This is a genomic window from Micromonospora sp. HM134 (assembly GCF_007833915.1).
GTDB lineage: Bacteria > Actinomycetota > Actinomycetes > Mycobacteriales > Micromonosporaceae > Micromonospora > Micromonospora wenchangensis.
This window is the reverse complement of sequence record NZ_CP041061.1, coordinates 5,366,713-5,389,532: the sequence shown is the minus strand read 5'-3', so window position 1 is coordinate 5,389,532 and position 22,820 is coordinate 5,366,713. Positions and strand designations below refer to the sequence as shown.

The 22,820-nt window shown below is 73.0% G+C and carries 19 protein-coding genes; 13 read left to right on the top strand and 6 right to left on the bottom strand.

Features of this window, described 5'->3' with window-relative positions; genetic code table 11:
* Nucleotides 1–180: 180 nt before the first annotated feature.
* The gene (locus FJK98_RS23180; RefSeq protein WP_145920886.1) at nucleotides 181–1,038 is read left to right on the top strand and encodes a hypothetical protein; all 858 of its coding nucleotides are present in this window, start codon (nucleotides 181–183) and stop codon (nucleotides 1,036–1,038) included.
* Between the two features lie 93 nt (nucleotides 1,039–1,131).
* On the opposite strand, the gene FJK98_RS23175 is transcribed toward FJK98_RS23180, so the two are convergent.
* On the bottom strand, nucleotides 1,132–1,464 hold the full coding sequence (locus FJK98_RS23175) for a flavin reductase (protein ID WP_240762292.1): 333 nt from the start codon (nucleotides 1,462–1,464) through the stop codon (nucleotides 1,132–1,134).
* A gap of 215 nt (nucleotides 1,465–1,679) precedes the next feature.
* Here FJK98_RS23175 and FJK98_RS23170 point away from each other — a divergent pair, with 215 nt between their 5' ends.
* Both FJK98_RS23170 and FJK98_RS23165 read left to right on the top strand, forming a co-directional pair.
* On the top strand, nucleotides 1,680–2,480 hold the full coding sequence (locus FJK98_RS23170; RefSeq protein ID WP_145920885.1) for a helix-turn-helix transcriptional regulator: 801 nt from the start codon (nucleotides 1,680–1,682) through the stop codon (nucleotides 2,478–2,480).
* Nucleotides 2,471–2,659, top strand: a complete 189-nt coding sequence (locus FJK98_RS23165; RefSeq protein WP_145920884.1) for a DUF397 domain-containing protein — start codon at nucleotides 2,471–2,473, stop codon at nucleotides 2,657–2,659. Before FJK98_RS23170 ends, FJK98_RS23165 begins: the two co-directional genes overlap by 10 nt.
* Nucleotides 2,660–2,840: 181 nt before the next feature.
* Here the strand turns inward: FJK98_RS23165 and FJK98_RS23160 are convergent, their stop codons facing one another.
* Entirely contained in the window at nucleotides 2,841–3,044 is a 204-nt protein-coding gene (locus FJK98_RS23160) for a cold-shock protein (protein ID WP_067314937.1), read from the bottom strand.
* A 181-nt stretch (nucleotides 3,045–3,225) separates the two neighbouring features.
* Between FJK98_RS23160 and FJK98_RS23155 the strand changes: the two genes are divergently transcribed.
* The gene (locus tag FJK98_RS23155; protein ID WP_145920883.1) at nucleotides 3,226–3,909 is read left to right on the top strand and encodes a methyltransferase; all 684 of its coding nucleotides are present in this window, start codon (nucleotides 3,226–3,228) and stop codon (nucleotides 3,907–3,909) included.
* Between the two features lie 117 nt (nucleotides 3,910–4,026).
* Nucleotides 4,027–4,644, top strand: coding sequence for a DedA family protein (locus tag FJK98_RS23150; RefSeq protein ID WP_145920882.1), 618 nt, complete (start codon nucleotides 4,027–4,029; stop codon nucleotides 4,642–4,644).
* A gap of 35 nt (nucleotides 4,645–4,679) precedes the next feature.
* Here FJK98_RS23150 and FJK98_RS23145 read toward each other — a convergent pair whose 3' ends face one another.
* Nucleotides 4,680–5,333 carry an MBL fold metallo-hydrolase gene (locus tag FJK98_RS23145; protein ID WP_145920881.1) on the bottom strand — a complete coding sequence of 218 codons (654 nt, stop codon included), beginning with the start codon at nucleotides 5,331–5,333 and terminating at the stop codon, nucleotides 4,680–4,682.
* Nucleotides 5,334–5,340: 7 nt separating this feature from the next.
* Nucleotides 5,341–6,060: a maleylpyruvate isomerase family mycothiol-dependent enzyme gene (locus FJK98_RS23140; RefSeq protein WP_145920880.1), complete on the bottom strand. Its 720-nt coding sequence runs from the start codon at nucleotides 6,058–6,060 to the stop codon at nucleotides 5,341–5,343.
* Between the two features lie 177 nt (nucleotides 6,061–6,237).
* Between FJK98_RS23140 and rsgA the strand changes: the two genes are divergently transcribed.
* The 3 genes from rsgA to FJK98_RS23125 all read left to right on the top strand — a co-directional run bounded on the left by rsgA (nucleotide 6,238) and on the right by FJK98_RS23125 (nucleotide 11,195).
* Nucleotides 6,238–7,317 carry a ribosome small subunit-dependent GTPase A gene (gene rsgA / locus FJK98_RS23135; protein WP_145920879.1) on the top strand — a complete coding sequence of 360 codons (1,080 nt, stop codon included), beginning with the start codon at nucleotides 6,238–6,240 and terminating at the stop codon, nucleotides 7,315–7,317.
* A 222-nt stretch (nucleotides 7,318–7,539) separates the two neighbouring features.
* On the top strand, nucleotides 7,540–10,485 hold the full coding sequence (uvrA, locus tag FJK98_RS23130) for an excinuclease ABC subunit UvrA (protein ID WP_145920878.1): 2,946 nt from the start codon (nucleotides 7,540–7,542) through the stop codon (nucleotides 10,483–10,485).
* Nucleotides 10,486–10,733: 248 nt separating this feature from the next.
* Nucleotides 10,734–11,195: a Rieske (2Fe-2S) protein gene (locus FJK98_RS23125; protein WP_145920877.1), complete on the top strand. Its 462-nt coding sequence runs from the start codon at nucleotides 10,734–10,736 to the stop codon at nucleotides 11,193–11,195.
* Between the two features lie 48 nt (nucleotides 11,196–11,243).
* Here FJK98_RS23125 and FJK98_RS23120 read toward each other — a convergent pair whose 3' ends face one another.
* Nucleotides 11,244–14,486 (bottom strand): penicillin acylase family protein, encoded by a 3,243-nt coding sequence (locus FJK98_RS23120; protein ID WP_145920876.1) that lies wholly within the window; start codon nucleotides 14,484–14,486, stop codon nucleotides 11,244–11,246.
* A 139-nt stretch (nucleotides 14,487–14,625) separates the two neighbouring features.
* Here FJK98_RS23120 and FJK98_RS23115 point away from each other — a divergent pair, with 139 nt between their 5' ends.
* Together FJK98_RS23115 and uvrC are read left to right on the top strand one after the other, a co-directional pair.
* A complete protein-coding gene (locus FJK98_RS23115) occupies nucleotides 14,626–15,984 on the top strand; it encodes an endonuclease/exonuclease/phosphatase family protein (protein WP_145920875.1) in 1,359 nt (452 codons plus the stop codon).
* Nucleotides 15,985–15,994: 10 nt separating this feature from the next.
* Nucleotides 15,995–17,935 (top strand): excinuclease ABC subunit UvrC, encoded by a 1,941-nt coding sequence (uvrC, locus tag FJK98_RS23110; protein WP_145920874.1) that lies wholly within the window; start codon nucleotides 15,995–15,997, stop codon nucleotides 17,933–17,935.
* Between the two features lie 267 nt (nucleotides 17,936–18,202).
* Here the strand turns inward: uvrC and recQ are convergent, their stop codons facing one another.
* Nucleotides 18,203–20,047: a DNA helicase RecQ gene (gene recQ, locus FJK98_RS23105; RefSeq protein WP_145920873.1), complete on the bottom strand. Its 1,845-nt coding sequence runs from the start codon at nucleotides 20,045–20,047 to the stop codon at nucleotides 18,203–18,205.
* Between the two features lie 138 nt (nucleotides 20,048–20,185).
* Between recQ and FJK98_RS23100 the strand changes: the two genes are divergently transcribed.
* The 3 genes from FJK98_RS23100 (at nucleotide 20,186) to yvcK (ending at nucleotide 22,811) form a co-directional block, all read left to right on the top strand.
* Nucleotides 20,186–20,671, top strand: a complete 486-nt coding sequence (locus FJK98_RS23100) for a hypothetical protein (protein ID WP_145920872.1) — start codon at nucleotides 20,186–20,188, stop codon at nucleotides 20,669–20,671.
* Between the two features lie 269 nt (nucleotides 20,672–20,940).
* Nucleotides 20,941–21,852, top strand: a complete 912-nt coding sequence (gene rapZ, locus FJK98_RS23095; RefSeq protein ID WP_145920871.1) for an RNase adapter RapZ — start codon at nucleotides 20,941–20,943, stop codon at nucleotides 21,850–21,852.
* A complete protein-coding gene (gene yvcK / locus FJK98_RS23090; RefSeq protein WP_145920870.1) occupies nucleotides 21,849–22,811 on the top strand; it encodes a uridine diphosphate-N-acetylglucosamine-binding protein YvcK in 963 nt (320 codons plus the stop codon). Before rapZ ends, yvcK begins: the two co-directional genes overlap by 4 nt.
* Nucleotides 22,812–22,820 lie beyond the last annotated feature (9 nt).

Below are 22,820 nucleotides of genomic sequence, written 5' to 3'. Positions count from 1 at the left end.
TTGAGCTGGGGTTTTTCTCGCAACTATGGCTATCGTCTGTCGCAACGCTCGATGACGTGCACCAGTGGTCGGGCCCGTTCTCCCGCAGGCCGCGCCTACGTGGAGTCACGACGGTTCCCGACCCTGGCCTGATGCCGACGCAGCCGGCACCGTTGGGCCGGCCGCGGAGAGGAGGGCCTCGTGACGACGGCTCCGGCCAATCTGCTGGCGGTCCGCCGGCTCCTGCTCGACACCATCAAGGGCCTTGATCCCGCCGCGGTGGGGATCGTCGGCGATCCGGCCCACCGGGGCGGCTACCACTGTGGCTCCGACCGGGTGGTGGCCAACGACTACTCCGTGGTGGAGTCGCCCCGGGACGCAGGCGGCCTCACCCTCTACGCCTCCGGGCTGGACGTGGGCACGTTCAGCGTCCGCTCCGGGGGTGCCACGCACAACCTCCAGACGTTCTCCACCTGGTGCGTCGCCCAGTGCCGGGCGAACACGGCGGACAGCCGTGACATCAGAGAGATCATCTACTCCCCGGACGGCAAGGTGGTCCGGCGCTGGGACCGGCTCGGCAGGCGCAGTTCCGGCGACGACTCGCACCTGTGGCACACCCACTTCAGCTTCTTCCGCGACTCGACCAAGGCCGGACGGGACCAGACCCCGCTGTTCCGGCGCTACCTGACCGGCATCGGACTACTGGAGGACACCGACATGACACCCGAAGAGCACGCCTGGCTGGAGACCGTCCACAAGAACCTGACCGTCCTCGACGGCCGCAACCCGGTGGGTCAGATCTACACCCGGATGGCGATGGGGGAGGACCACACCAACCCCGACTTCGTCGTCACGCACCCGACCCTGAAGTCGCTCGGTGCGCAACTGACCTCGTTGCAGACCGCGCTGACCGCCCTGGCCAACAAGGACTTCACCGACGAGCAGGCGATCGTCGCCGGTGTCCTGGCCGGGCTCACCCCGGAGAAGATCGCCGCCGCCATCCCGCCCACCATCGCCAAGCAGGTCGCCGACGAGCTGGCCAAACGTCTGGTGGCCTGACCCGGACCCCGTGGGCACCCCTTCCGCCCCGCCTCCTGCGGAAGGGGTGCCCACGGCTGCCGGCGGTCACCCCCGGCCCCCGGCCCAGGTCGGTCATCCCCGGGCCCTGGCCCAGGTGAGGAAGCGGTCGGTCAGCTCCGGGCGTCGCCCGGGGTGGAGCTGGCCGAGCTGGTGATCGGCCTCGGTCATCAGGGCGGCGAGATAGACGAGCAGGGCGGTCCGGTCGTCCCGGTACTCGACCAGCAGTCCCAGCCGGGCCGGCTGGCAGGGCCACTCCGCGCCGCAGTTGCGGCAGCGCCACAGGGGACGCATGGCGACGTGCGGGACCAGCCGACGGGCCGTCATCGGGATCGCGCGACGCCGTGGGGTGTCGTCGTCCACGCCGGTCACCGGCGACCCCCGGTCGGCCGGCGGGTGCTGTGCCACCTGCTCCTTACGGGCACGGGCCACCTCCTCGGGACTGGAGGGGCCGCCCCCGGGGCAGGGGGCGGCCCGGCGGAGTCGGCCCGAGCCCCTCCGGCGTCGGGCAGGTCCGCCACAGGTGACAGTCTGGTGAGGTTGCCGTTACCGTCGGAAGGCGTTCGCGCTGCACCGCGGCGGGCGTGCAGCACCGTCGTCCTTCACGTACAGGAGTTGTGCAGATGGAGCCTGCGCCCATGCTGGAGCTGTTCGCCGGGGAGTTGCGTCGGCTGCGGACGCGGGCGGGCCTGTCCCAGGAGGGGCTGGGCGAGCTGGTCAACTACTCGGCCTCGCTGGTCGCCGCCGTCGAGCAGTGCCGCCGGCCGCCGCGCAGGGAGTTCGCCGAGCGCTGCGACACCGTGCTGGCAAGCGACGGCCTGCTGGCCCGGATCAGGGACGCGCAGGTGCGCGAGAGCCTGATGCCCTGGTTCCGCGAGTGGGTCACCATCGAGCAGCAGGCGACCGCGCTGTGCTCGTTCCAGCAGACGGTCCTGCCCGGCCTGCTCCAGACCGAGGGCTACGCCCGGGAACTCTTCGAGCGGGCGAGCCACTTCCTCGGTGACGAGGTGGAGCAGCAGGTCGCGGCGCGACTGGCCCGGCAGGAGATCCTGCACCGGGCGTCCCCGCCGCTGTTCGTGGCGGTGCTCGACCACACCGTGCTGGAACGCCCGGTCGGCGGGCCCAAGGTGATGCGGGAGCAGTTGCTGCACCTGCGGGAGATCGGCGACCGGCCGAGGGTGCACCTGCACCTGGTGCCGAGGGACACCGGCGCCTACCCCGGGCTCAACGGTGCCTTCGTGATCGCGACGCCGCCGGAGGGCGACGACGTCGCCTACCTCGACAACCAGCTACACGGATCGATCATCGAACGGACGGCGGACGTACACTCCCTGCGACGGACCTGGGAGTCGGTGCGCGCGGAGGCACTGCCTCACGGGGCCACCATCAAGCTGATCTCGGAGGCGGCAGACTCATGGACCTGACCGGCGCGATCTGGCACAAGAGCACCCGTAGCAGCGGCAACGGCGGCGACTGCGTGGAGGTCGCCGCCAACCTGCCCGGCGTCGTCGGCGTCCGCGACAGCAAGGACCGGTCCGGCCCGGTGCTCACCTTCGCGCCGGCCGCCTGGCGGTCGTTCCTGCGCCACGCCAAGCGGCCCTGACCGGGACGGACGCGCGCTCACCGGCGACGCGGAACCCACCGCAGCGCGGCCGACCGGTCGACGGGGTGCAGCCCGGACCGGGAACACCCGACCGGGTTTCAGTTCACCCGGCAGCGGAGTCGACGGCTGCCGGCAGCGCTCGGTGGCGGCGGCCCCGGGCCGCCGCCACCGGCACGGAGACTTACAGCGGGCGGACGTTCTCCGCCTGCGGACCCTTCTGCCCCTGGGTCACATCGAACTCGACCTTCTGGGCCTCCTGCAGTTCCCGGTAGCCGCTGGTGGCGATCGCCGAGTAGTGAACGAAGACGTCGGGGCCCCCGCCGTCCTGCTCGATGAAGCCGAAGCCCTTTTCCGAGTTGAACCACTTGACCGTGCCGGTTGCCATGCATCTCTCCCTGTTTACAACGGGTGATCCCGCCGCTGCGGCGGATGATCGCCCTGTACTGCCCCGACAGTAGCCGGCCGAGGCGGTTTTTGCCGGCTGAAAAGCCGCAGGATGCGGACGGAAACTCGCAGGTCGCCGGAATGCCGCCCCGGTGGGAGGCCCGCTGCGGCACACTCGACCGGTGAACCGACCGCGCGTCGACGCGTTGACCGAGCTGGAACGCGAGATCGACGCGCCAGGCGACGGGCTGGACCGGCTGCGGCTGGTGCCCACCCCCTTCGTGCCCGAGGTGCGGCTGCACCTCGCCGAGGACGCGATCGTCTGGTGGGCCCGGATGGAGGCCAACGCCGGGCACACCCTGCCCCCGCCGTTCTGGGCGTCGGCCTGGGCCGGCGGCCAGGCCCTCGCCCGCCACCTGCTCGACCACCCCGACCTCGCCGCCGGCCGCCGGGTGCTCGACCTGGCCGCCGGTTCCGGACTCGTCGCCATCGCCGCCGCGCTGGCCGGTGCCAGCCAGGTCGTCGCCAACGACGTCGACCCCTACGCGGTGGCGGCGGTGACCGTCAACGCGCGGGCCAACCGGGTCCACGTGCAGGCCAGCCACCAGGACCTGCTCGACGACGACGGCACCCAGGCCGACCTGCTCGTCGCCGGGGACGTCCTCTACGACCGGGACCTCGCCGTACGGGTGCTGCCGTACCTGCGGCGGGCCGCCGACGGCGGGGCGCAGGTGCTGGTCGGCGACCCCGACCGGGGACACCTGCCGCCGGACGTGCTGGAGGTGGTGGCCAGCTACCCGGTGCCGACCACCGAACCCTCCGTCGACTCCCCGGTCCGCCGGGTCCAGGTGCTCCGCCCCCGCTGAACCACCCCCGCCGGAACGCCCCGCGCCGCGCCGTCGCGCCGCCCGCCGGAAAACTCGGGGAGTGATCAGGGTCGCGACCCGATGCGCCGGGACGCCCGAGGGCCGTAGCGTCATCTCGTGCCCGACGAATTGGCCCAGCTCGGAGACCTGCCGACCGCACTGCTGATGGCGGCGCTCGGGCTGGTGATGCTCGCCGACGCCGTACCGCTGCTCGGGGTGCTCGTCCCCGGCGACGTGGCGATCCTCGCGGCGGTGGGGGTGGGCCGGCCGGTCGCCGGCGTGGCCACCGTCGTGGCCGTGGTCGCCGGCTGCCTCACCGGCTGGTCGCTGAGCTTCCTCGCCGGGCGGATCTTCGGCGAGCGGCTGCGGCACAGCCGGGTCGGCGACTGGATCGGCGAGGGCCGCTGGTCGGCCGCCGAGCAACTGCTGCGCTCCGGCGGCGGGCGGATGGTGCTCGTCGCGCCCTTCCTGCCGGTGTTCAACACGCTGCTGCCGCTGGCGGCGGGGAGCCTGCGGATGTCGTACCGCCGGTTCGTCGTCTGCGCCGCGCTCGGCGCGGCGGCGTGGGCCGGCCTCTACCTGGCCCTGGGCACGGCGTCGCGGGCCCTGGCCGGGCTGCTGCCCGGCAACCCGCTGCTGGTCACCATGGCGGTCGGGCTGGTGCTGGCCGGCCTGGTGCTGCTGGGCACCCGGCGGCGGCTGCGTGCGGTGACCGGCGTCGGCCAGCCGGGCTGACCGACGCCGGCGGTCACCGTCGGCCCGTCACCGGCTCACCAGCCGCGCGCCCGCCACTGCGGCAGCGACGCCCGTTCCGCGCCGAGGGTGCTGTCCGCCCCGTGCCCCGGATAGAACCAGGTCTCGTCGGGCAGCCGGTCGAACAGCTTGCGCTCGACGTCGTCGATGAGCTGGCCGAACCGCTCCGGGTCCCGGTCGGTGTTGCCGACGCCACCGGGAAAGAGTGAGTCGCCGGTAAAGAGGTGGGGGATGCCGGCCGGGTCGCGGTAGAGCAGCGCGATCGACCCCGGGGTGTGCCCCTTGACGTGGATCACCTCCAGGGTCTGCCCGCCGACCGCGACGGTGTCGCCGTCGGCCAGGGTCTGCGCCGCGATCGGCAGCCCCTCGGCGTCGTCGGCGTGCACCAGGGCGGACGCGCCGGTCGTGGCCACGACCTCCTCCAGGGCTACCCAGTGGTCCATGTGCCGGTGGGTGGTGACCACCGAGGTCAGCCCGGCGTCGCCGATCAGGTCGAGCAGCCGGGGCGCCTCGTTCGCGGCGTCGACCAGCACCTGCGCGCCGGTGTCGCGGCAGCGCAGCAGGTAGGCGTTGTTGTCCATCGGGCCGACCGACACCTTGGTGACGGTGAGCCGGTCCAGCTCCCGGACGGCGGGTGGGCCGCCGGGGGTGACGTCTCCGGTGTAGCTCATGCGCGGTCTATATCCATTCCGGTGGGGTCGGCAGGGCACCGTCCGGGGTGACGGTCAGCCCGTCGCCGCTGCTGCGGCCGATCAACCAGGCGGCCAGCGCGGCGCAGCTGCCGGCGACCTGCGGGGCGTCCTGCGCGTCACCCAGCACCAGCTCCGGCCGGTTGCCGTCGGTGGGCCGCAGCACCAGCGCGGGCGCGTCGGGCCGCCCGGTCAGCCCACCGGCCACCTCGTGCAGCAGGTGCGGGGCGAACGCGGCCGACCAGTCCGCCGGCCGGTAGCCGGTGGCTAGGTCGACGTGGTGCACCTCCAGCTCGCGCCACCGTCCCCAGAGCACCAGGGCCACCGGCCACGGGCCGCGTCGGGTCTGCACGGTGGCGCTCCACGCCGACGCCGGCATCGCGGCCACCGCCTCGGCGAACCCGTCGGTGCTGCGGCGCAGGTCGGCCAGCAGCTCGGCGGGCGGGCGGCCGGCGCCGGCGGCGATGTCGGCGTCGCGGGCGGCGGCGCTGGCATACATCGGGATGTCCCGGCCGGTGCGGGCGGAGGTGAGCAGGTTGACGAACCCGTCGGCGTTGCGGGCCAGGTGGGTCAGCACGTGGCCCCGGGACCAACCGGGCAGCAGGCTGGGGGCGGCGACGGCCGTCGCGTCCAGCCCGGCTGCGGTGTCCAGCAGGCGGGCGGCCGAATCGGCCACCTCGCCGGTCAACAGCAGTGGGTCCGTCGTCACGCCACGACCCTAACGGTCCGGGGAGCGTTGCGCCGCCGGGGAATTCGCTTTCGGCGCGTCGGTCGGCGGCCTACCGTCGGCCTGACACGGTACCGGGACGACGGACGGGGGTGGTGATCATGCCGGTCGCAGTACGCGTGTTGCGCCACGACCAGTTCCGACCCCGGTGAGGATGACATGACCATCGATCTGACCGCCCTCGGCCTCGACGCCGAACGGGCGGCGTACGCGCGGCGGCGTCCGGACCGTCGGCCCGGCCGGGTGGCCCGGGTCGACCGGGGGGTGTGCACCGTGCTCGGCGCGGACGGACCGGTCCGGGCCAGCCTGGGCCCGGCGGTGCTGGCCGCCGCCGCCCGTGACCTGACCGCCCTGCCGTGCGCCGGCGACTGGGTGCTGCTGGCCCGCTGGCCGGACGGCCCGGTGACCGTCGACGCGGTGCTGCCCCGGCGTACCGCGCTGATCCGCCGTACCGCCGGCAAGGACGCCAGCGGCCAGGTGCTCGCCGCCAACCTCGACACCGCCGCGGTGATCGAGCCGGTGCACCCGGAACCGGACGCCGCCCGGATCGAACGGCTGCTCGCGTTGGCCCACGAGTCGGGGGCCACCCCGCTGGTGGTGCTCACCAAGGCCGACCTGGCCGCCGACCCGCAGGCGGTGGCCCGGCAGCTCGCCGCCCTCGCCCCCGGGGTGCCGGTGCTGCCGGTCAGCGCCGAGCGGGGCACCGGCCTGACGCCGCTGCGCCCGCTGGTCGCGGCGGGGCGCACGCTGGCCCTGCTCGGCCCGTCCGGGGCGGGCAAGTCGAGCCTGGTCAACGCCCTGGTCGGGGCGGAGGTCATGCCGACCCAGGCGATCCGGCGGGTCGACGGCAAGGGTCGGCACACCACCACCTGGCGGGCGCTGGTCCCGGTGCCCGGCGGTGGTGCGGTGCTGGACACCCCCGGGGTCCGGGCGGTCGGCCTGCTCGACGGGCACGTCGGGCTGGACCGGGCGTTCACCGACATCGCCGAGCTGGCCACCGGCTGCCGGTACGCCGACTGCGGGCACACCGCCGAGCCGGCCTGCGCGGTGCGGGAGGCGGTGGAGACCGGGGAGTTGCCGGGCCGGCGCTTCGAGAGCTGGCGTCGGCTCCAGCGGGAGCTGGCGTACGAGAGCGGTCGCCGGCAGAGCCGGCTGGCGGCCGAGCGGCGGGGCGGCTGGCGGGGTGGCCGTCGGCGGCCGGCCCGGCCGACGACGCCGCCCCTGCCGGGCGGTTTCTGACCGCCCCGGTCCGGCCGGTCACGACCGGCCGGGCCGGGGCGCGGGGCGCGCACGCCGGGTCGGCCGACCGGTGTGAGCTGGGGGAATGTTGGCGTGCGGGAAGTTGTCGTACCCCGGGGCTAGAGTTGCGCAGGCGTTCCTTCTGCGCCCCGTAAAACCGCTCAGATCCCACTCGGAGCGGACAGATCCGCCTCATATTCTTCTTCCGGGAGCACCCGCACCGTGGCCGACCGTCTGATCATCCGTGGCGCGCGCGAGCACAACCTGCGTGACGTCAGTCTCGACCTGCCCCGGGACGCCCTCATCGTCTTCACCGGGCTCTCCGGCTCCGGCAAGTCGAGCCTGGCCTTCGACACCATCTTCGCCGAGGGGCAGCGCCGCTACGTCGAGTCGCTGTCGTCGTACGCGCGGCAGTTCCTCGGTCAGATGGACAAGCCCGACGTCGACTTCATCGAGGGCCTGAGCCCCGCCGTCTCCATCGACCAGAAGTCCACCTCGCGCAACCCGCGTTCCACCGTCGGCACCATCACCGAGGTCTACGACTACCTGCGGCTGCTCTTCGCCCGCATCGGCGAGCCGCACTGCCCGGTCTGCGGCGAGCGGATCTCCCGGCAGAGCCCGCAGCAGATCGTCGACCGGGTCCTCGCGATGGCCGAGGGCACCAAGTTCATGGTGCTCGCCCCGGTGGTCCGGGGCCGCAAGGGCGAGTACGTCGACCTCTTCGCCGAACTCCAGGCCAAGGGCTACGCCCGCGCCCGGGTCGACGGGGTGGTGCACCCGCTGACCGAGCCGCCGAAGCTCAAGAAGCAGGAGAAGCACACCATCGAGGTGGTGATCGACCGGCTCAGCGTCAAGCCGAGCGCCAAGCAGCGGCTGACCGACTCGGTCGAGGCCGCGCTCGGTCTCTCCGACGGTCTGGTGCTGCTCGACTTCGTCGACCTGCCCGAGAGCGACCCGGCCCGGGAGCGCCGCTACTCCGAGCACCTGGCCTGCCCCAACGACCACCCGTTGGCGATCGAGGACCTGGAACCCCGGGTGTTCTCGTTCAACGCGCCCTACGGGGCCTGCCCGGAGTGCACCGGCCTGGGCACCAAGAAGGAGGTCGACCCGGAGCTGGTCGTCCCCGACCCGGAGCGCACCCTGCGCGAGGGCGCGCTGCAACCCTGGGCCACCGGGCACAACCTGGAATACTTCCTGCGCCTGCTGGAGGCGCTCGGCGAGAGCCAGCACTTCGACGTCGACACCCCGTGGCGGGCGCTGCCGGCACGGGCCCAGAAGACGATCCTGCACGGCTCCGACGACCAGGTGCACGTGCGCTACCGCAACAAGTACGGCCGCGAGCGCTCCTACTACACCGGCTTCGAGGGCGTGGTGCAGTGGATCGAGCGCCGGCACACCGACACCGAGAGCGAGTGGTCGCGCGACAAGTACGAGGGCTACATGCGTGACGTGCCCTGCGCGGCCTGCGGCGGCACCCGGCTCAAGCCCGAGGTGCTGGCGGTCACCATCGCCGGCAAGAGCATCGCCGAGGTGTGCAACCTGTCGGTGGGCGAGGCGGCCGAGCTGCTCGCCGGCATCGCGCTGACCGACCGGCAGAAGATGATCGCCGAGCGGGTGCTCAAGGAGATCAACGCCCGGCTGCGGTTCCTGCTCGACGTCGGCCTGGACTACCTCTCCCTGGACCGGCCGGCCGGCACCCTGTCCGGCGGCGAGGCACAGCGCATCCGGCTGGCCACCCAGATCGGCTCCGGCCTGGTCGGCGTGCTCTACGTGCTCGACGAGCCGTCGATCGGCCTGCACCAGCGGGACAACCACCGGCTGATCGAGACCCTGCTGCGGCTGCGCGGCCTGGGCAACACGCTGATCGTCGTCGAGCACGACGAGGACACCATCCGGGTGGCCGACTGGATCGTCGACATCGGCCCCGGCGCGGGCGAGCACGGCGGCCGGATCGTGCACAGCGGCTCGGTGCCGGCGCTGCTGGACAATCCCGAGTCGGTGACCGGGGCGTACCTGTCGGGCCGGCGGGAGATCCCGACGCCGCAGCAGCGCCGGCCGCAGACGCCGGAACGCGAGCTGGTGGTGCACGGGGCACGCGAGCACAACCTGCGCAACCTGACCGTGCCGTTCCCGCTGGGCCAGCTCATCGCGGTCACCGGGGTCTCCGGCTCGGGCAAGTCGACGCTGGTCAACGACATCCTGTACGCGGTGCTGGCCAACCAGATCAACGGCGCGCGGCTGGTGCCCGGCCGGCACACCCGGGTCTCCGGGCTGGAACACGTCGACAAGGTGGTCGGCGTCGACCAGTCGCCGATCGGCCGTACCCCGCGCTCCAACCCGGCCACCTACACCGGGGTCTGGGACCACGTCCGCAAGCTGTTCGCCGAGACCACCGAGGCCAAGGTCCGGGGGTACGGCCCCGGCCGGTTCTCGTTCAACGTCAAGGGTGGCCGCTGCGAGGCGTGTTCCGGTGACGGCACCATCAAGATCGAGATGAACTTCCTGCCGGACGTCTACGTCCCGTGCGAGGTCTGCAAGGGTGCCCGCTACAACCGGGAGACCCTGGAGGTGCACTACAAGGGCAAGACCGTCTCCGACGTGCTGGAGATGCCGATCGAGGAGGCGGCCGAGTTCTTCTCCGCCATCCCGGCCATCCACCGGCACCTGCGCACGCTCAACGACGTGGGTCTGGGCTACGTCCGGCTGGGCCAGCCCGCGCCGACCCTGTCCGGCGGTGAGGCGCAGCGGGTCAAGCTGGCCTCCGAGTTGCAGAAGCGCTCCACCGGCCGCACGGTCTACGTGCTCGACGAGCCCACCACCGGCCTGCACTTCGAGGACATCCGCAAGCTGCTGATGGTGCTGGAGGGCCTGGTCGACAAGGGCAACACGGTGATCACCATCGAGCACAACCTCGACGTGATCAAGACGGCCGACTGGCTGATCGACATGGGCCCCGAGGGCGGCCACCGGGGCGGCACCGTGCTCGCCACCGGCACCCCGGAAGAGGTCGCCGAGGTCGCCGAGAGCCACACCGGGCAGTTCCTGCGTTCGGTGCTCAAGCTCGACGGGCAGGCCCGGGGCGCGAAGGCGGCGGTGACCCGGGCGGCCCGGGCCAACGGCGCGACGCCGAAGGCGCGTACCCGCAAGGTGCCGGCCGGGGCCCGCTGACCCGGCGGGTCGACGACCGGCCCGCCCACGCCTGCCCGCGCCGGGCGTCGCCGGTCGGCCCGGGTGCCGGCGGCGGCGTGCTGCGGGCCCGGTCGGTGGCGTGCCATGGGCCCGGTCGGTGGCGCGTCGGCCGGCTCAGCAGGGTGTTCCCGGGCGGCCGGGGTGAACCGTCGGGCACAGTGGTGCGTGTGCTCCAGTGAGCCGCGCAGGTCGACGACCGGCGGCAGCAGTCGAGAGAAAGGCCGGAGATGACAGACGACCAGGTGCCGACCGGGCCCGGTACGCAGACCCGACGTGCACTGCTGGCCGGGGCCGGCGCGGTGGGGGCGGCGGTCCTCCTGACCGCCTGCGGCGACGACTCCGGTGACGAGCCGGCCACCCCGGCCACCGGCGGACCGGCCGCGACCACCGGCGGGTCGGGTGCCGCCGCGATCGCCAAGACGGGTGACATCCCGGTCGGCGGCGGCCAGGTCTACGCCGCCCAGGGTGTGGTGATCACCCAGCCGACGGCGGGGCAGTTCAAGGGGTTCGACCCGATCTGCACCCACCAGGGCTGCCCGGTGTCGAACGTCGACGGCGGGACGATCAACTGCACCTGCCACAACAGCAAGTTCGCCATCACCGACGGCGCGGTGAAGCAGGGGCCGGCTACCCAGCCGCTCGCCGCCAAGGAACTCAAGGTCGACGGCGACCAGATCTCGCTGGCCTGACCGGCACCGGCCGGCCCGGAGGACGACCTCCGGGCCGACCGGTCGGGTTCACTGCGGGTAGACCGCCATCTCCCAGATCGAGTAGCCGTACGTGGTGGCCCGGGTCACCCCGTGCATCCGCACGTACCGGGCGGTCGTGGTGGGGAAGGCCGCCACGTCGGTGCCGCCGTCGCCCGCCGTGGTCGACCACACCGTCCGCCAGGTCGACCCGTCGTTCGACACCTCGATCCGGTACGACCGGGCGTACGCCGACTCCCAGGCCACCGTCACCCGGCCTACCTGGCGGGCCGACCCGAGGTCGACGGTCAGCCACTGGTCGTCGGCCCAACTGCTCGCCCAGCGGGTGCCGAGGTCGGAGTCCACGGCCTTGGCCGCCCCGAAGAACAGCTCGCTGCCGGACGCGCTGACCGGCCGGCCGGCGGCCAGGTTGGTCAGATCGTCACCCCGCCGGGACGGGAACGACACCACCTGCTGGAAGGTGGGCCGGTTCTGCCAGGCGATGGTGGCGTGCTTGATCCCGCCCAGCGGCGACTGGATGATCGCGTCCGCGCACCACTGGTCACCGGCGGCGCAGCTCGCGTCCCCGGGGTACACCTGGGCCGCCGGGGTGGCCGCCGCCGTACGCAACGTGTCCAGCAGCACCTGCCGGCAGCCGGCCAGGTTCCCCGCGCCGCAGTAGCCCCGGCCCAGCCCGCCGCGCACCGGGTCGCCGAGCACCGCGCGCAGATCCTTGTCGACGTAGCCCCACCAGCCGTACTGGAAGGACGAGCCCTTGTGCGCCTGGGCCTCGTTGGCCGAGGTCGGCAGGTTGGACACGTCGCCCTGCTGGTGCCCGGAGGGGGACTCGTTGAGCTGGATCGCGTTGATCAGCGACTGGTAGAGGTCCGGGCCGAGCTGGTCGCGGAACATCCCCCGGACCAGCAGCGGCCACCAGGCGTCGAAGGTGCGGATCGCGTCGGCGTGCCGGTAGACCTTCGACCCCTTCGCCGTCTCCACCCGCAGCGCGCCGTCCTGCCGCCACGCCCTGAGCCGGCTGATCTCGGTGGCCAGCGTGGCGTCGGTGACGGGCTGGCTCTCCAGCACCCGGATCAGCTCGTCGAGCACCTCGGCCCCGCGCAGGTCGGTCAGGCCGGCCTGCTCGACCAGCGCGGTCAGCGAGCCCCGGTCGAACTTCCGGCCGGCCGCCAGGCCCGCCTTGAGCGGGCGGTCCAGCAGGTCGGCCCGGTGCACCGCGCCGAAGCTGTAGTTGCCGTCCGCGCCGCCGAAGTCCTTGGCCTGCTTGTTGTTCCAGCTGACGTAGTAGTCCTGGTTGACCGACCGGGGGTGGGCGGCCAGCGGGGCGTAGCTGGCGGTGTTCGTCGCCGGGTCGAAGCCCTGCCACTCGTAGGCCGGCTCGGCCTTCATCGGCAGGTTCGGGTTGGACCCGGCGGCCCGCACCGGGTTCAGCCCGGAGTTGAAGTACGCCGACTCGGTGGAGTTGACGTAGAACCAGTTGAACGCGTACTCGACGTTGTTGGCCGAGGCGACGAAGGCGTCCGCCGAGCCCATCTGGGTCGGGTCGTTGAACATCTGGAAGCCGATCGCCGAGTCGGCCTCGTGCCGGTAGGTGGAGCGCAGCTGGGTGAACGCGTGCGGTTTGCCGCCGACGGTGCCCCGCCAGGAGACCAGGCCGAGCTTCGTCCGCCAGGCCACCAGCTTGTACGACCCCTTGGCGGTGCCGTCGGCGAGGGTCGGACTCCACTTGTTGACGTGCGCGAGCTGCTCCATCGCCACGCACTGTCCCCGGTAGAGGTAGTGGTCGGCGGCGAGGGTGGGGGCGCTGCCGTCGGTGGTGCACAGCGGCACCGCGTAGGTGTCGGTGATGTCGTGGATCGACGAGGTGGCGCTCCAGGCGTAGTCCTGGCCCCGGCCGAGCAGCACGTAGAGGTTGAGACCGGCGAACGCCGCGCCCCGGGCGCTGATCCCCGGACCCTGCAACTCCTGCACCATCAGCAGCTGCGGGGAGAAGTAGCCGGTCTGCGGGCCGAAGACCGCGACCGGGTGCCCGGTGGCCGAGTTCGCGGCCGAGACCACCGCCGCGTTGGACATGCCCCGGTGCGCCGGGCTGATGGTCAGCCCGGACAGCGCGGCGGCCAGCTCACCGGACGCGCCCGCGCCGGTGGCACGGGCCGGGGCGGCGGTGCTGCCGGCGGAGCCGGTCGGGTCGGTGAAGATCGGCTCGACCCGGGCCGAGCCGGCGTCGGGCAGTGCCACGCTCGCCGCGTCCGGGGAGGCGTCGCCGTACGGGAAGCTCTGCCCGTCGTGCAGGGTCAGCACGGTCTCCGGGTCGTTCTGGTTGCGGAACGCCGTCCACACCTTGTCGCCCTCGGTGGCCCCGTACTTGGCGCGGGCGGCGATGCGCACCAGCGCGGACTGCATCTCGGTGCCGCCCCCGCCGCCGAACAGCCCGCCCACCACGCCGGCGATGGCGATCAGGTCGGTGAGCTGGAACGGCTCCGGGCCACCGGCGTTGGTGACCGCGTCCAGGTGGCCGGTGAGCACGTACTCGCCGGGGCAGTTGCGGGCGCCCATGCACACGCCGATGTAGGCGTTGATGCCGGCGATGTACTCCTGCACGTCGGCGTAGAGTTGCTGGCCGCGCGGCCCCTTGGCGCGCAGCGCCTCGATCTGCGCCTGGAGGTCCGCCTCGGTGTACGGCGAGTTGCGCCAGACGCTCTGCTCCAGGGCCCGGTTGCCGGGTGCGCCGCCGGCGAACGAGGTGAGGGTGCCCCGGCCGACGTGCCGCAGCAGGTCCATGGTGAACAGCCGGTCCTCGGCCCCGGCGTAGCCCGCGCCGTACATGGTGCCGCCCCGGGTGGTGCCGGTGACGTGCGGGACTCCGGTGGCCTTGTCCCGCAGGATGCGCACGTCGGAGCGGGGGGAGTAGTCGCGTTCGACCTGCCCCTGCGGGACGCCGAAGGAGGCGTCGTTGAAGAACGAGCCGATCTGTTCCTCGCGTAGCCCGGCATAGCCGTAGACCAGGTCGGCGTACCGGCCGAGCTGGTCGGCGGAGTGCCGGGGCAGGGTGCCGAGGGTCTGGTTGCCCAGCACCTCGACGAGGGTGGCGTTGCCGTTCTGGCCGGGCGGCAGGATGTCGCCGCACTCGCCGAGGCAGTAGTCCTCGGGGGCGAACGCGGCACGCGGGGCGGCGGCTTCGGCGGGTGCGGCGGGCGTCGCGGTGAGCAGGGCGGCGACGCTGATGCCGGCGGTCAGGCCGGCGAGCAGGCGGCGGACGGTGGGGGGACGGGGCATGGCGATCCTCCGATGAGGATGGGATCTTTACGTGAATAACATTCGGTTACCGGATGGTAATCTCCGTTCGTCGATATCGGAAGACGTCCATCGACCGGCGCGCGTCCGCCGGTCCTTCCGCTCCAGATTGGACCGCTCGATGAAGGTCGTCCGTCTGCTCGCGTCCGCGACGCTGCTCGCGGTCGCGCTCACCCCGGCCGGGCCGGCCGCCGCGTCGGCCGCCCCCGCCCCCGCCCCTGCCCCCGCCGGGACCGCCGCCGCCCCCACGTCCGGGGCGTTCTCCGTGCTCACCTACAACGTCGCCGGCCTGCCCGACATCCTGTCCAGCGGCGACCCGGCGACGAACACCCGGCCGATCGGCGAACGGCTCGGCGGGTACGACATCGTGCACGTCCAGGAGGACTTCAACTACCACGCCGACCTGTACGCCACCGACCGGCACCCGTACCGGACCCCGACCAGCGGGGGCGTGCCGTTCGGCAGCGGCCTCAACACGCTGTCCAACTACCCGTACAGCGACTTCGCCCGGGTGAAGTGGAACTCCTGCAACGGCACCGACTGCCTCACCCCGAAGGGCTTCACCGCCAGCCGCATCCGGTTGGCCGAGGGCGTCTACGTCGACTTCTACAACGCCCACCCGAACGCCGGCAGCACCGACGCCGACCTGGCCGCCCGGCGGTCCAACCTCAACCAGCTCTCCGCGTACGTCGCCGCCAACTCGGCCGGCAACGCGGTGGTGCTGATGGGTGACCTGAACGTCCGCTACACCCGTACCGGTGACAACATCCGCGACCTGGTGGCGGCCAACGGCCTCACCGACGTCTGGGTGCAACAGGAACGGGCCGGCCAGCCGCCGGCCGCCGGTGACCCGGCGCTGGTCTGCGACGAGGCCAACGTGACCGACGCCTGCGAGGTGGTCGACAAGATCCTCTACCGGGGCAACAAGCTGGTCCGGCTCGCCCTGAACCGCTACCACAACGAGCACGCCCGGTTCCTCACCCCGGCCGGCGGCCCGCTGTCCGACCACTACCCGCACGCCGCCTGGTTCGACTGGACCCTCGCCCCCGACCTGCGGGCCAGCGACACCTGGGGCGGCCCGCACGGCACGCCGTTCACCGACGCCGACCGGATCGGCCCGGCGGTGACCCGGGTCACCCTGCGCGGCGGCTCCCGGCTCGACGCCGTCGGCGTCGACCTCGCCGACGGCGGCCAGCTGCGCCACGGCGGCACCGGCGGGACCGAGACCGGCCTCACCCTGGCCCCCGGCGAGCGGATCACCCGGGTCACCCTGACCCAGGGGCAGAAGGACGGCCGGACCCGGATCTTCTCGGCCCGGCTCGACACCGACCAGGGCCGCACCCTCACCGCCGGTACGCCCACCTCGGCGGCGGTCACCTTCACCGCGCCTCCGGGCGGTCGGCTGGCCGGATTCTTCGGCCGCAGCGGCAGCGAGGTCGACCAGCTCGGCGTGATCTGGAGTGTCGGGGGCAACGGATAGTCTCGGTGCCGTGGCTGATCCCTCGACCTACCGCCCCGCGACCGGCACGATCCCCGAGTCCCCCGGGGTGTACCGGTTCCGCGACGGCACCGGCCGGGTGATCTACGTCGGCAAGGCGAAGAGCCTGCGCAGCAGGCTCAACTCCTACTTCGCCGACCCGTGGGGGCTGCACGACCGCACCCGGCAGATGGTCACCACGGCCGAGTCGGTCGACTGGGTCACCGTCGGCACCGAGGTCGAGGCGCTCCAGCTCGAATACACCTGGATCAAGCAGTACGACCCCCGGTTCAACGTCCGGTACCGCGACGACAAGTCGTACCCGTACCTGGCGGTCACCCTCGACGAGGAATACCCGCGGCTGCAGGTCATGCGGGGCGCGAAGCGCAAGGGCGTGCGGTACTTCGGGCCGTACTCGCACGCCTGGGCGATCCGCGAGACGCTCGACCTGCTGCTGCGGGTCTTCCCGGCCCGCACCTGCTCCGCCGGGGTGTTCAAGCGGGCCGGGCAGGTGGGCCGGCCGTGCCTGCTCGGCTACATTGGCAAGTGCTCCGCGCCCTGCGTCGGCACCGTCTCCGCCGAGGCGCACCGGGCCATCGTCGACAACTTCTGCGAGTTCATGGCCGGCCGCACCGACACCATGGTGCGCCGCCTCGAACGCGAGATGACCGAGGCCAGCGAGCAGTTGGAGTTCGAGCGGGCGGCCCGGCTGCGCGACGACGTGGCCGCGCTGCGCCGGGCCATGGAGAAGCAGACCGTGGTGCTCGGCGACGGCACCGACGCCGACGTGGTCGCCTTCGCCGACGACCCCCTCGAAGCCGCCGTGCAGGTCTTCCACGTCCGCGACGGCCGGGTACGCGGCCAGCGCGGCTGGGTGGTGGAGAAGACCGAGGAGCTGACCACCGGCGACCTGGTGCACCACTTCTGCACCCAGGTCTACGGCGGCGAGCAGGGCGAGGCCGACGTGCCCCGGGAACTGCTCGTCCCCGAGCTGCCCGCCGACGCCGAGGCGCTCGCCGACTGGCTCAGCACCCGCCGGGGCAGCCGGGTGTCGCTGCGGGTGCCCCAGCGCGGCGACAAGAAGACCCTGCTGGAGACGGTGGGCCGCAACGCGAAGGACGCGCTGGCCCGGCACAAGCTCAAGCGGGCCGGCGACCTGACCACCCGCAGCAAGGCGCTCGACGAGATCAGCGAGGCGCTCGGTATGCGTACCTCGCCGCTGCGCATCGAGTGCTTCGACGTCTCCCAGATCCAGGGCACCGACGTGGTGGCCAGCATGGTCGTCTTCGAGGACGGGCTGCCCCGCAAGAGCGAGTACCGCCGGTTCATCGTCCGGGGCGCCACCGACGACCTGTCGGCGATGTCCGAGGTGCTGCGTCGGCGCTTCGCCCGCTACCTCGACGCCCGCGCCGAGACCGGCGAACTGGGCGAGGAGACCGCGTCCGACCCCGACCGCCCCGGCATCGACCCGACCACCGGCCGGCCGCGCAAGTTCGCCTACCCGCCGCAGCTGGTGGTGGTCGACGGCGGTGCCCCGCAGGTGGCGGCGGCGGCCCAGGCCCTGGCCGAGCTGGGCATCGACGACGTGGCGCTGTGCGGGCTGGCCAAGCGGCTGGAGGAGGTCTGGCTCCCCGACGACGACTACCCGGTCATCCTGCCGCGCACCTCCGAGGGGCTCTACCTGCTGCAACGCGTCCGGGACGAGGCGCACCGGTTCGCCATCACCTTCCACCGGCAGCGGCGTTCCAAGCGGATGACCGAATCGGCCCTGGACACCGTCCCTGGGCTGGGCGAGGTCCGCCGCAAGGCGCTGCTGCGGCACTTCGGCTCGCTCAAACGGCTCTCCGCCGCCACCGTGGAGGAGATCGTCGAGGTGCCCGGGGTGGGCCGGCGCACCGCCGAGGCGATCCTCGCCGCCCTCGACGGCGACACCGCCCCCACCCCGACCGACTGACCCCTCCCACGCCGGCCCCTGTCCGGCCTGGCCCCTGTCCGGCCCTGTCCTGGCCCGACGGCTGGGCGTGATCGACTCAACGGGGGCGAAGTTGCGGTGTCCGGGCGCGGAGATACCGCACTATCGGCCCACAGGAGTGGGTCAACGGCGGCCGGGCCGTGAGCGGGCCGGTCGGGTCTGGTCGGAGTCGGTCGGGGGGTGAAGTTGCGGTGTCCGACAGGTGGGGATACCGCAACATCGGCCCACGGGAGTGGACCAAGGAGGGAGTCAGGGCTGGTCGGCGAGGACGGCGAGGATGGACTCGCCGTACTTGGCGAGCTTGTTCTCGCCGACACCGCTGATCCCCGACAACTCGGCCAGCGAGGTGGGGGCGTCGGTGGCGATCTGCCGCAGCGTCGCGTCGTGGAAGATCACGTACGCCGGCACGCCCTGTTCCTTGGCGGTGGCCCCCCGCCAGGCCCGCAGCCGCTCGAACAGCGACGAGGCCGCCGGGGACAGCTCGGCGACCACGGTGGCCGCGCCGCGCGGTTTCGCCGACCGGGCCGAGGCCACCTTCTCCGGCTCCCGGCGCATGGTCACTGTGCGGCGGCGACCCAGCACCTCCGCGCTGGCCTCGGTGAGCGCCAGCGTGCCGTAGTCGCCCTCGACCGCCAACAGCCCCTCGGCGAGCAACTGCCGGACCACCCCGCGCCACTCCGCCTCGCGCAGCTCGGTGCCGATGCCGAAGGTGCTCAGCGCGTCGTGGCCGTACTGGCTGATCTTGTCGTTTTGCTTGCCGAGCAGGATGTCGACGCAGTGCCCGGCGCCGAAGCGCTGGTTGCGTTCCCGGTCCAGCCGGTAGACGGTGGACAGCAGCTTCTGCGCGGCCACCGTGCCGTCCCAGGTCTCCGGCGGGGTCAGGCAGGTGTCGCAGTTGCCGCAGTCGGCGGTGCCGGGCTGACCGAAGTATTCGAGCAGTTGCACCCGGCGGCAGCGGACCGTCTCGCAGAGCGCCAGCATGGCATCCAGGTGGGTGGCGAGGTTACGCCGGTGGGCGAGGTCGCCGTCGGACGTCTCGATCATCTTGCGCTGCTGCACCACGTCCTGCAGGCCGTAGGCGAGCCAGGCGGTCGACGGCAGCCCGTCCCGGCCGGCGCGGCCGGTCTCCTGGTAGTAGCCCTCCACCGACTTGGGCAGGTCGAGATGGGCCACGAACCGGACGTCGGGCTTGTCGATGCCCATCCCGAAGGCGATCGTGGCGACCATGACCAGGCCGTCCTCGCGCAGGAACCGCTGCTGGTTGGCGGCGCGGGTGCCCGCGTCCAGGCCGGCGTGGTAGGGCAGCGCGGCGATCCCGTTGGCGACCAGGAACTCGGCGGTCTTGTCCACCGAGGCGCGGGACAGGCAGTAGACGATGCCGGCGTCGCCCGGGTGCTCGTCGCGTAGCAGGGCCAGCAGCTGCTTGCGCGGCTCCTTCTTGGGCACGATCCGGTACTGGATGTTGGGCCGGTCGAAGCTCGCCACGAAGTGCTTCGCCCCGGTGAGCTGGAGCCGGGTGGCGATCTCGGCCCGGGTGGCGCTGGTGGCGGTCGCGGTCAGCGCGATCCGGGGCACCGTCGGCCACCGTTCGTGCAGCATCGACAGGGCCAGGTAGTCGGGGCGGAAGTCGTGCCCCCACTGGGACACGCAGTGCGCCTCGTCGATGGCGAACAGGCCGATCCGCCCCCGGTCGAGCAGTTGCTGCACGCCCCGGGTGCCCAGCGCCTCCGGGGCGAGGTAGAGCAGGTCCAAGTCCCCGGCGACGAATGCCTGCTCGACCGCGCGCCGGGCGGCGTAGTCCTGGGTGGAGTTGAGGAACCCCGCGCGGACGCCGACCGCCGTCAGCGCGTCGACCTGGTCCTGCATGAGGGCGATCAGCGGGGAGACGACCACCGCGACGCCGTCGCGGACCAGGGCCGGGACCTGGTAGCACAGCGACTTGCCGCCACCGGTGGGCATCAGCACCAGGGCGTCCCCACCGGCCACCACGTGGTCGATGACCTCCTGCTGGAAGCCCCGGAAGGCGTCGTAGCCGAAGACCCGGCGGAGCACGTCGAGGGCGTCGGAGGCACGCAGCTCGGTGGGGGAGGCCATCCGGGGAGTCTACGGACCCGCCCCGACACCGCCGTCCACGACGCCCCCCCGTCGCCGAGCCTTCCCCGTCCTTCCCCGGACGGCGGCAGGCACCGCCCTGACGTCACCGGCGTCGATCCGCTGCGGTTGGATGGCCCGATGGCGGTACGCATCGACATCGACGCGCTCCGGGACGCGGCCGGGGCCGACGTCTGCGCAGCGGCGGACGAACTGACGGTCGCCGGCCAGCCGGCGGAGATCGACCCGGTCGGCGGCGGGGTGGCCGGGGTGATCCGCGCGACGGGACAGCCGCCGTACGAGGTCTGGGTGGGGGTCACGGCGGACGGCTTCACCGCCGAGTGCGACTGCGCCGCCGACACCGACCTGTGCGCGCACGCGGTGGCCCTGACCGCCGCCGCCCTGGCTGACGGCTTCGCGTGGTCCTCGACGGCCACCCCGCAGTCGACCTTGGCGGTCGACCCCCGGGTCGCGGAGCTGACCGTGCTCGCGCGTGCTCTGCCCGCGCGCCGGCTGGCGGCGCTGGTCGCCGAGTGGGCGGCCACGGACCCGGTGTGGGAGAGCACGCTGCGGGCGCAGGCCGGCCATTCCACCTCCCGCGCCACCGCCGAACACGACGGCAGCTAGGCGACCGGTCCGTCGCCGCCGGGGCATGGAGGTGGCGACATGCGTCTGCCGTTCGGCGGTATGCCTGTCCGTCATGTTTATGACGGACAGGCATACCGTTGTGCGCCAGGTAGTGCTCCGGATGCTGGTCGGATGCCGGGCCGGACCCACCGGGCGACCCGCCGCCGGGCGTGCCGGGATCGACGCCGCCCGCCGGGATAGAGTCGTCGACTGACCCTGTGCGGTAAGGGGCCCCGGGGGGCCCGCCGCCACGAAGCGGGAGTGGTGGGATGGTCGAGGCGCGGACAACCGGCGGGTACGTCGAGGGCGGCACGGCGGAGTCGGACACCACGCTGGTGGTCGTCACCGGTCTGTCCGGCGGTGGCCGCAGCACCGTCGCCCGCGCCCTGGAGAACGTCGGCTACTACGTGGTGGACAACCTGCCGCAGGCGCTGATGCTGGACATGGCCGAGCTGGCGATGAAGGCCGGCGGGGCGGCCCGGCGTACCGCGATGGTGCTGGACGTCCGGTCGAGGGCCTTCTCCACCGACCTGGCCGGGGCGATCCGGGAGCTCAAGGAACGCGGCTTCTCGCCCCGGGTGGTCTTCGTCGACGCCGACGACGAGGTGCTGATCCGGCGGTTCGAGAGCGTCCGTCGCTCGCACCCGTTGCAGGGTGAGGGGCGGCTGGCCGACGGGATCGCCGTCGAGCGGGCCCTGCTGGAGGAGGCCCGGGACCAGGCCGATGTGATCATCGACACCAGCCACCTCAACGTCAACCAGCTCCGCCGCCGGGTCGAGGAGCTGTTCGGCGGGGAGGACGCCCGCCGGCTGCGGCTCACCGTGCTCTCCTTCGGCTTCAAGTACGGGCTGCCGCCGGACGCCGATTTCGTGCTCGACGCCCGGTTCCTGCCGAATCCGTACTGGGTGCCCGAGCTGCGGGAACACACCGGTCGGGAGGCGGCGGTCAGCGCGTACGTGCTCGGCCAGGAGGGTGCGGACGCCTTCGTGGCCTCGTACGCCGACCTGGTCAACGCCACGACCGCCGGGTTCGAACGGGAGGGCAAGCGGTACCTGACGGTCGCCGTCGGCTGCACCGGCGGCAAGCACCGCAGCGTGGCGATCGCCGAGGAGTTGGCCGAGCGGCTGCGCCAGTCGGGGCTGGCCGCCAACGCGCAGCACCGGGACCTGGGGCGGGAATGACGGCGACGTCGGTGGTCGCCTTCGGCGGGGGACACGGCCTGTCCGCCTCGCTTCGGGCGCTGCGGCACTGCGCCGGGGAACTCGAACTGGACATCACCGCCGTGGTCACCGTCGGCGACGACGGCGGCTCCAGCGGCCGGCTGCGCGCCGAACGCGGCGGCCTGCCCCCGGGGGACCTGCGGCAGGCCCTGGTGGCGCTGGCCGGGGACCATCCGGCCACCCGGCGCAGCGCCGGGCTGTTCCAGCACCGGTTCGCCGGCGACCCCCGCGACGGGCTGGCCGGTCACGCGGTGGGCAACCTGGTGCTCTGCGGCCTGATGGAGCAGCTCGGCGACCCGGTCGCCGCGCTCGCGCACGCCGGGGCGATGCTCGGCGCGGTCGGCCGGGTGCTGCCGATGTCCGCCCAGCCGGTGGACATCGAGGCCCGGGTCCGCGGGACGGACCCGACCCGCCCCGACGAGGTGAGCACCGTGCGCGGCCAGCACCAGGTGGCGGTGACCACCGGCACGGTGGAGGCGCTGCGGATCACCCCGGACGCCCCGGTGGCCTGCGCGGAGGCGGTGGCCGCGGTCGGCGGGGCGGACTGGTTGATCTTCGGGCCGGGGAGTTGGTACACCAGCGTCCTGCCGCACCTGCTGGTGCCGGGGCTGGCCGAGGCGATCGTGACCAGCCCGGCCCGGCGGCTGGTCACCCTCAACCTGGCCGCCGAACAGGAGACCCTGGGGCTCTCGGTGGCCGACCACCTGGCCGCCCTGCGCTGGTACCTTCCGCAGCTCACCGTGGATTACGTGGTGGCCGACTCCAAGGCGGTGGGTGATCCCGAACCGGTCGGGCGTGCGGCAGAATCGCTGGGTGCCCGGTTGGTCCTCGCCCCGGTCGCCGTCGACGACGGCACACCCCGTCACGATCCGGCCGCCCTGGCCGCGGCACTGGTGCCTGTCCTGGGCTCCGATCGTTAAGCACGTACG

What these genes read in the sequence shown, in the direction of transcription:
- FJK98_RS23170 (WP_145920885.1), top strand. Translation starts at nt 1,680, where the DNA reads ATGGAGCCTGCGCCCATGCTGGAGCTGTTCGCCGGGGAGTTGCGTCGG.
- FJK98_RS23165 (WP_145920884.1), top strand. Translation starts at nt 2,471, where the DNA reads ATGGACCTGACCGGCGCGATCTGGCACAAGAGCACCCGTAGCAGCGGC.
- FJK98_RS23160 (WP_067314937.1), bottom strand. Translation starts at nt 3,044, where the DNA reads ATGGCAACCGGCACGGTCAAGTGGTTCAACTCGGAAAAGGGCTTCGGC.
- FJK98_RS23145 (WP_145920881.1), bottom strand. Translation starts at nt 5,333, where the DNA reads ATGAGCTACACCGGAGACGTCACCCCCGGCGGCCCACCCGCCGTCCGG.
- rsgA (WP_145920879.1), top strand. Translation starts at nt 6,238, where the DNA reads ATGACCATCGATCTGACCGCCCTCGGCCTCGACGCCGAACGGGCGGCG.
- FJK98_RS23125 (WP_145920877.1), top strand. Translation starts at nt 10,734, where the DNA reads ATGACAGACGACCAGGTGCCGACCGGGCCCGGTACGCAGACCCGACGT.
- FJK98_RS23120 (WP_145920876.1), bottom strand. Translation starts at nt 14,486, where the DNA reads ATGCCCCGTCCCCCCACCGTCCGCCGCCTGCTCGCCGGCCTGACCGCC.
- FJK98_RS23115 (WP_145920875.1), top strand. Translation starts at nt 14,626, where the DNA reads ATGAAGGTCGTCCGTCTGCTCGCGTCCGCGACGCTGCTCGCGGTCGCG.
- recQ (WP_145920873.1), bottom strand. Translation starts at nt 20,047, where the DNA reads ATGGCCTCCCCCACCGAGCTGCGTGCCTCCGACGCCCTCGACGTGCTC.
- FJK98_RS23100 (WP_145920872.1), top strand. Translation starts at nt 20,186, where the DNA reads ATGGCGGTACGCATCGACATCGACGCGCTCCGGGACGCGGCCGGGGCC.
- rapZ (WP_145920871.1), top strand. Translation starts at nt 20,941, where the DNA reads ATGGTCGAGGCGCGGACAACCGGCGGGTACGTCGAGGGCGGCACGGCG.
- yvcK (WP_145920870.1), top strand. Translation starts at nt 21,849, where the DNA reads ATGACGGCGACGTCGGTGGTCGCCTTCGGCGGGGGACACGGCCTGTCC.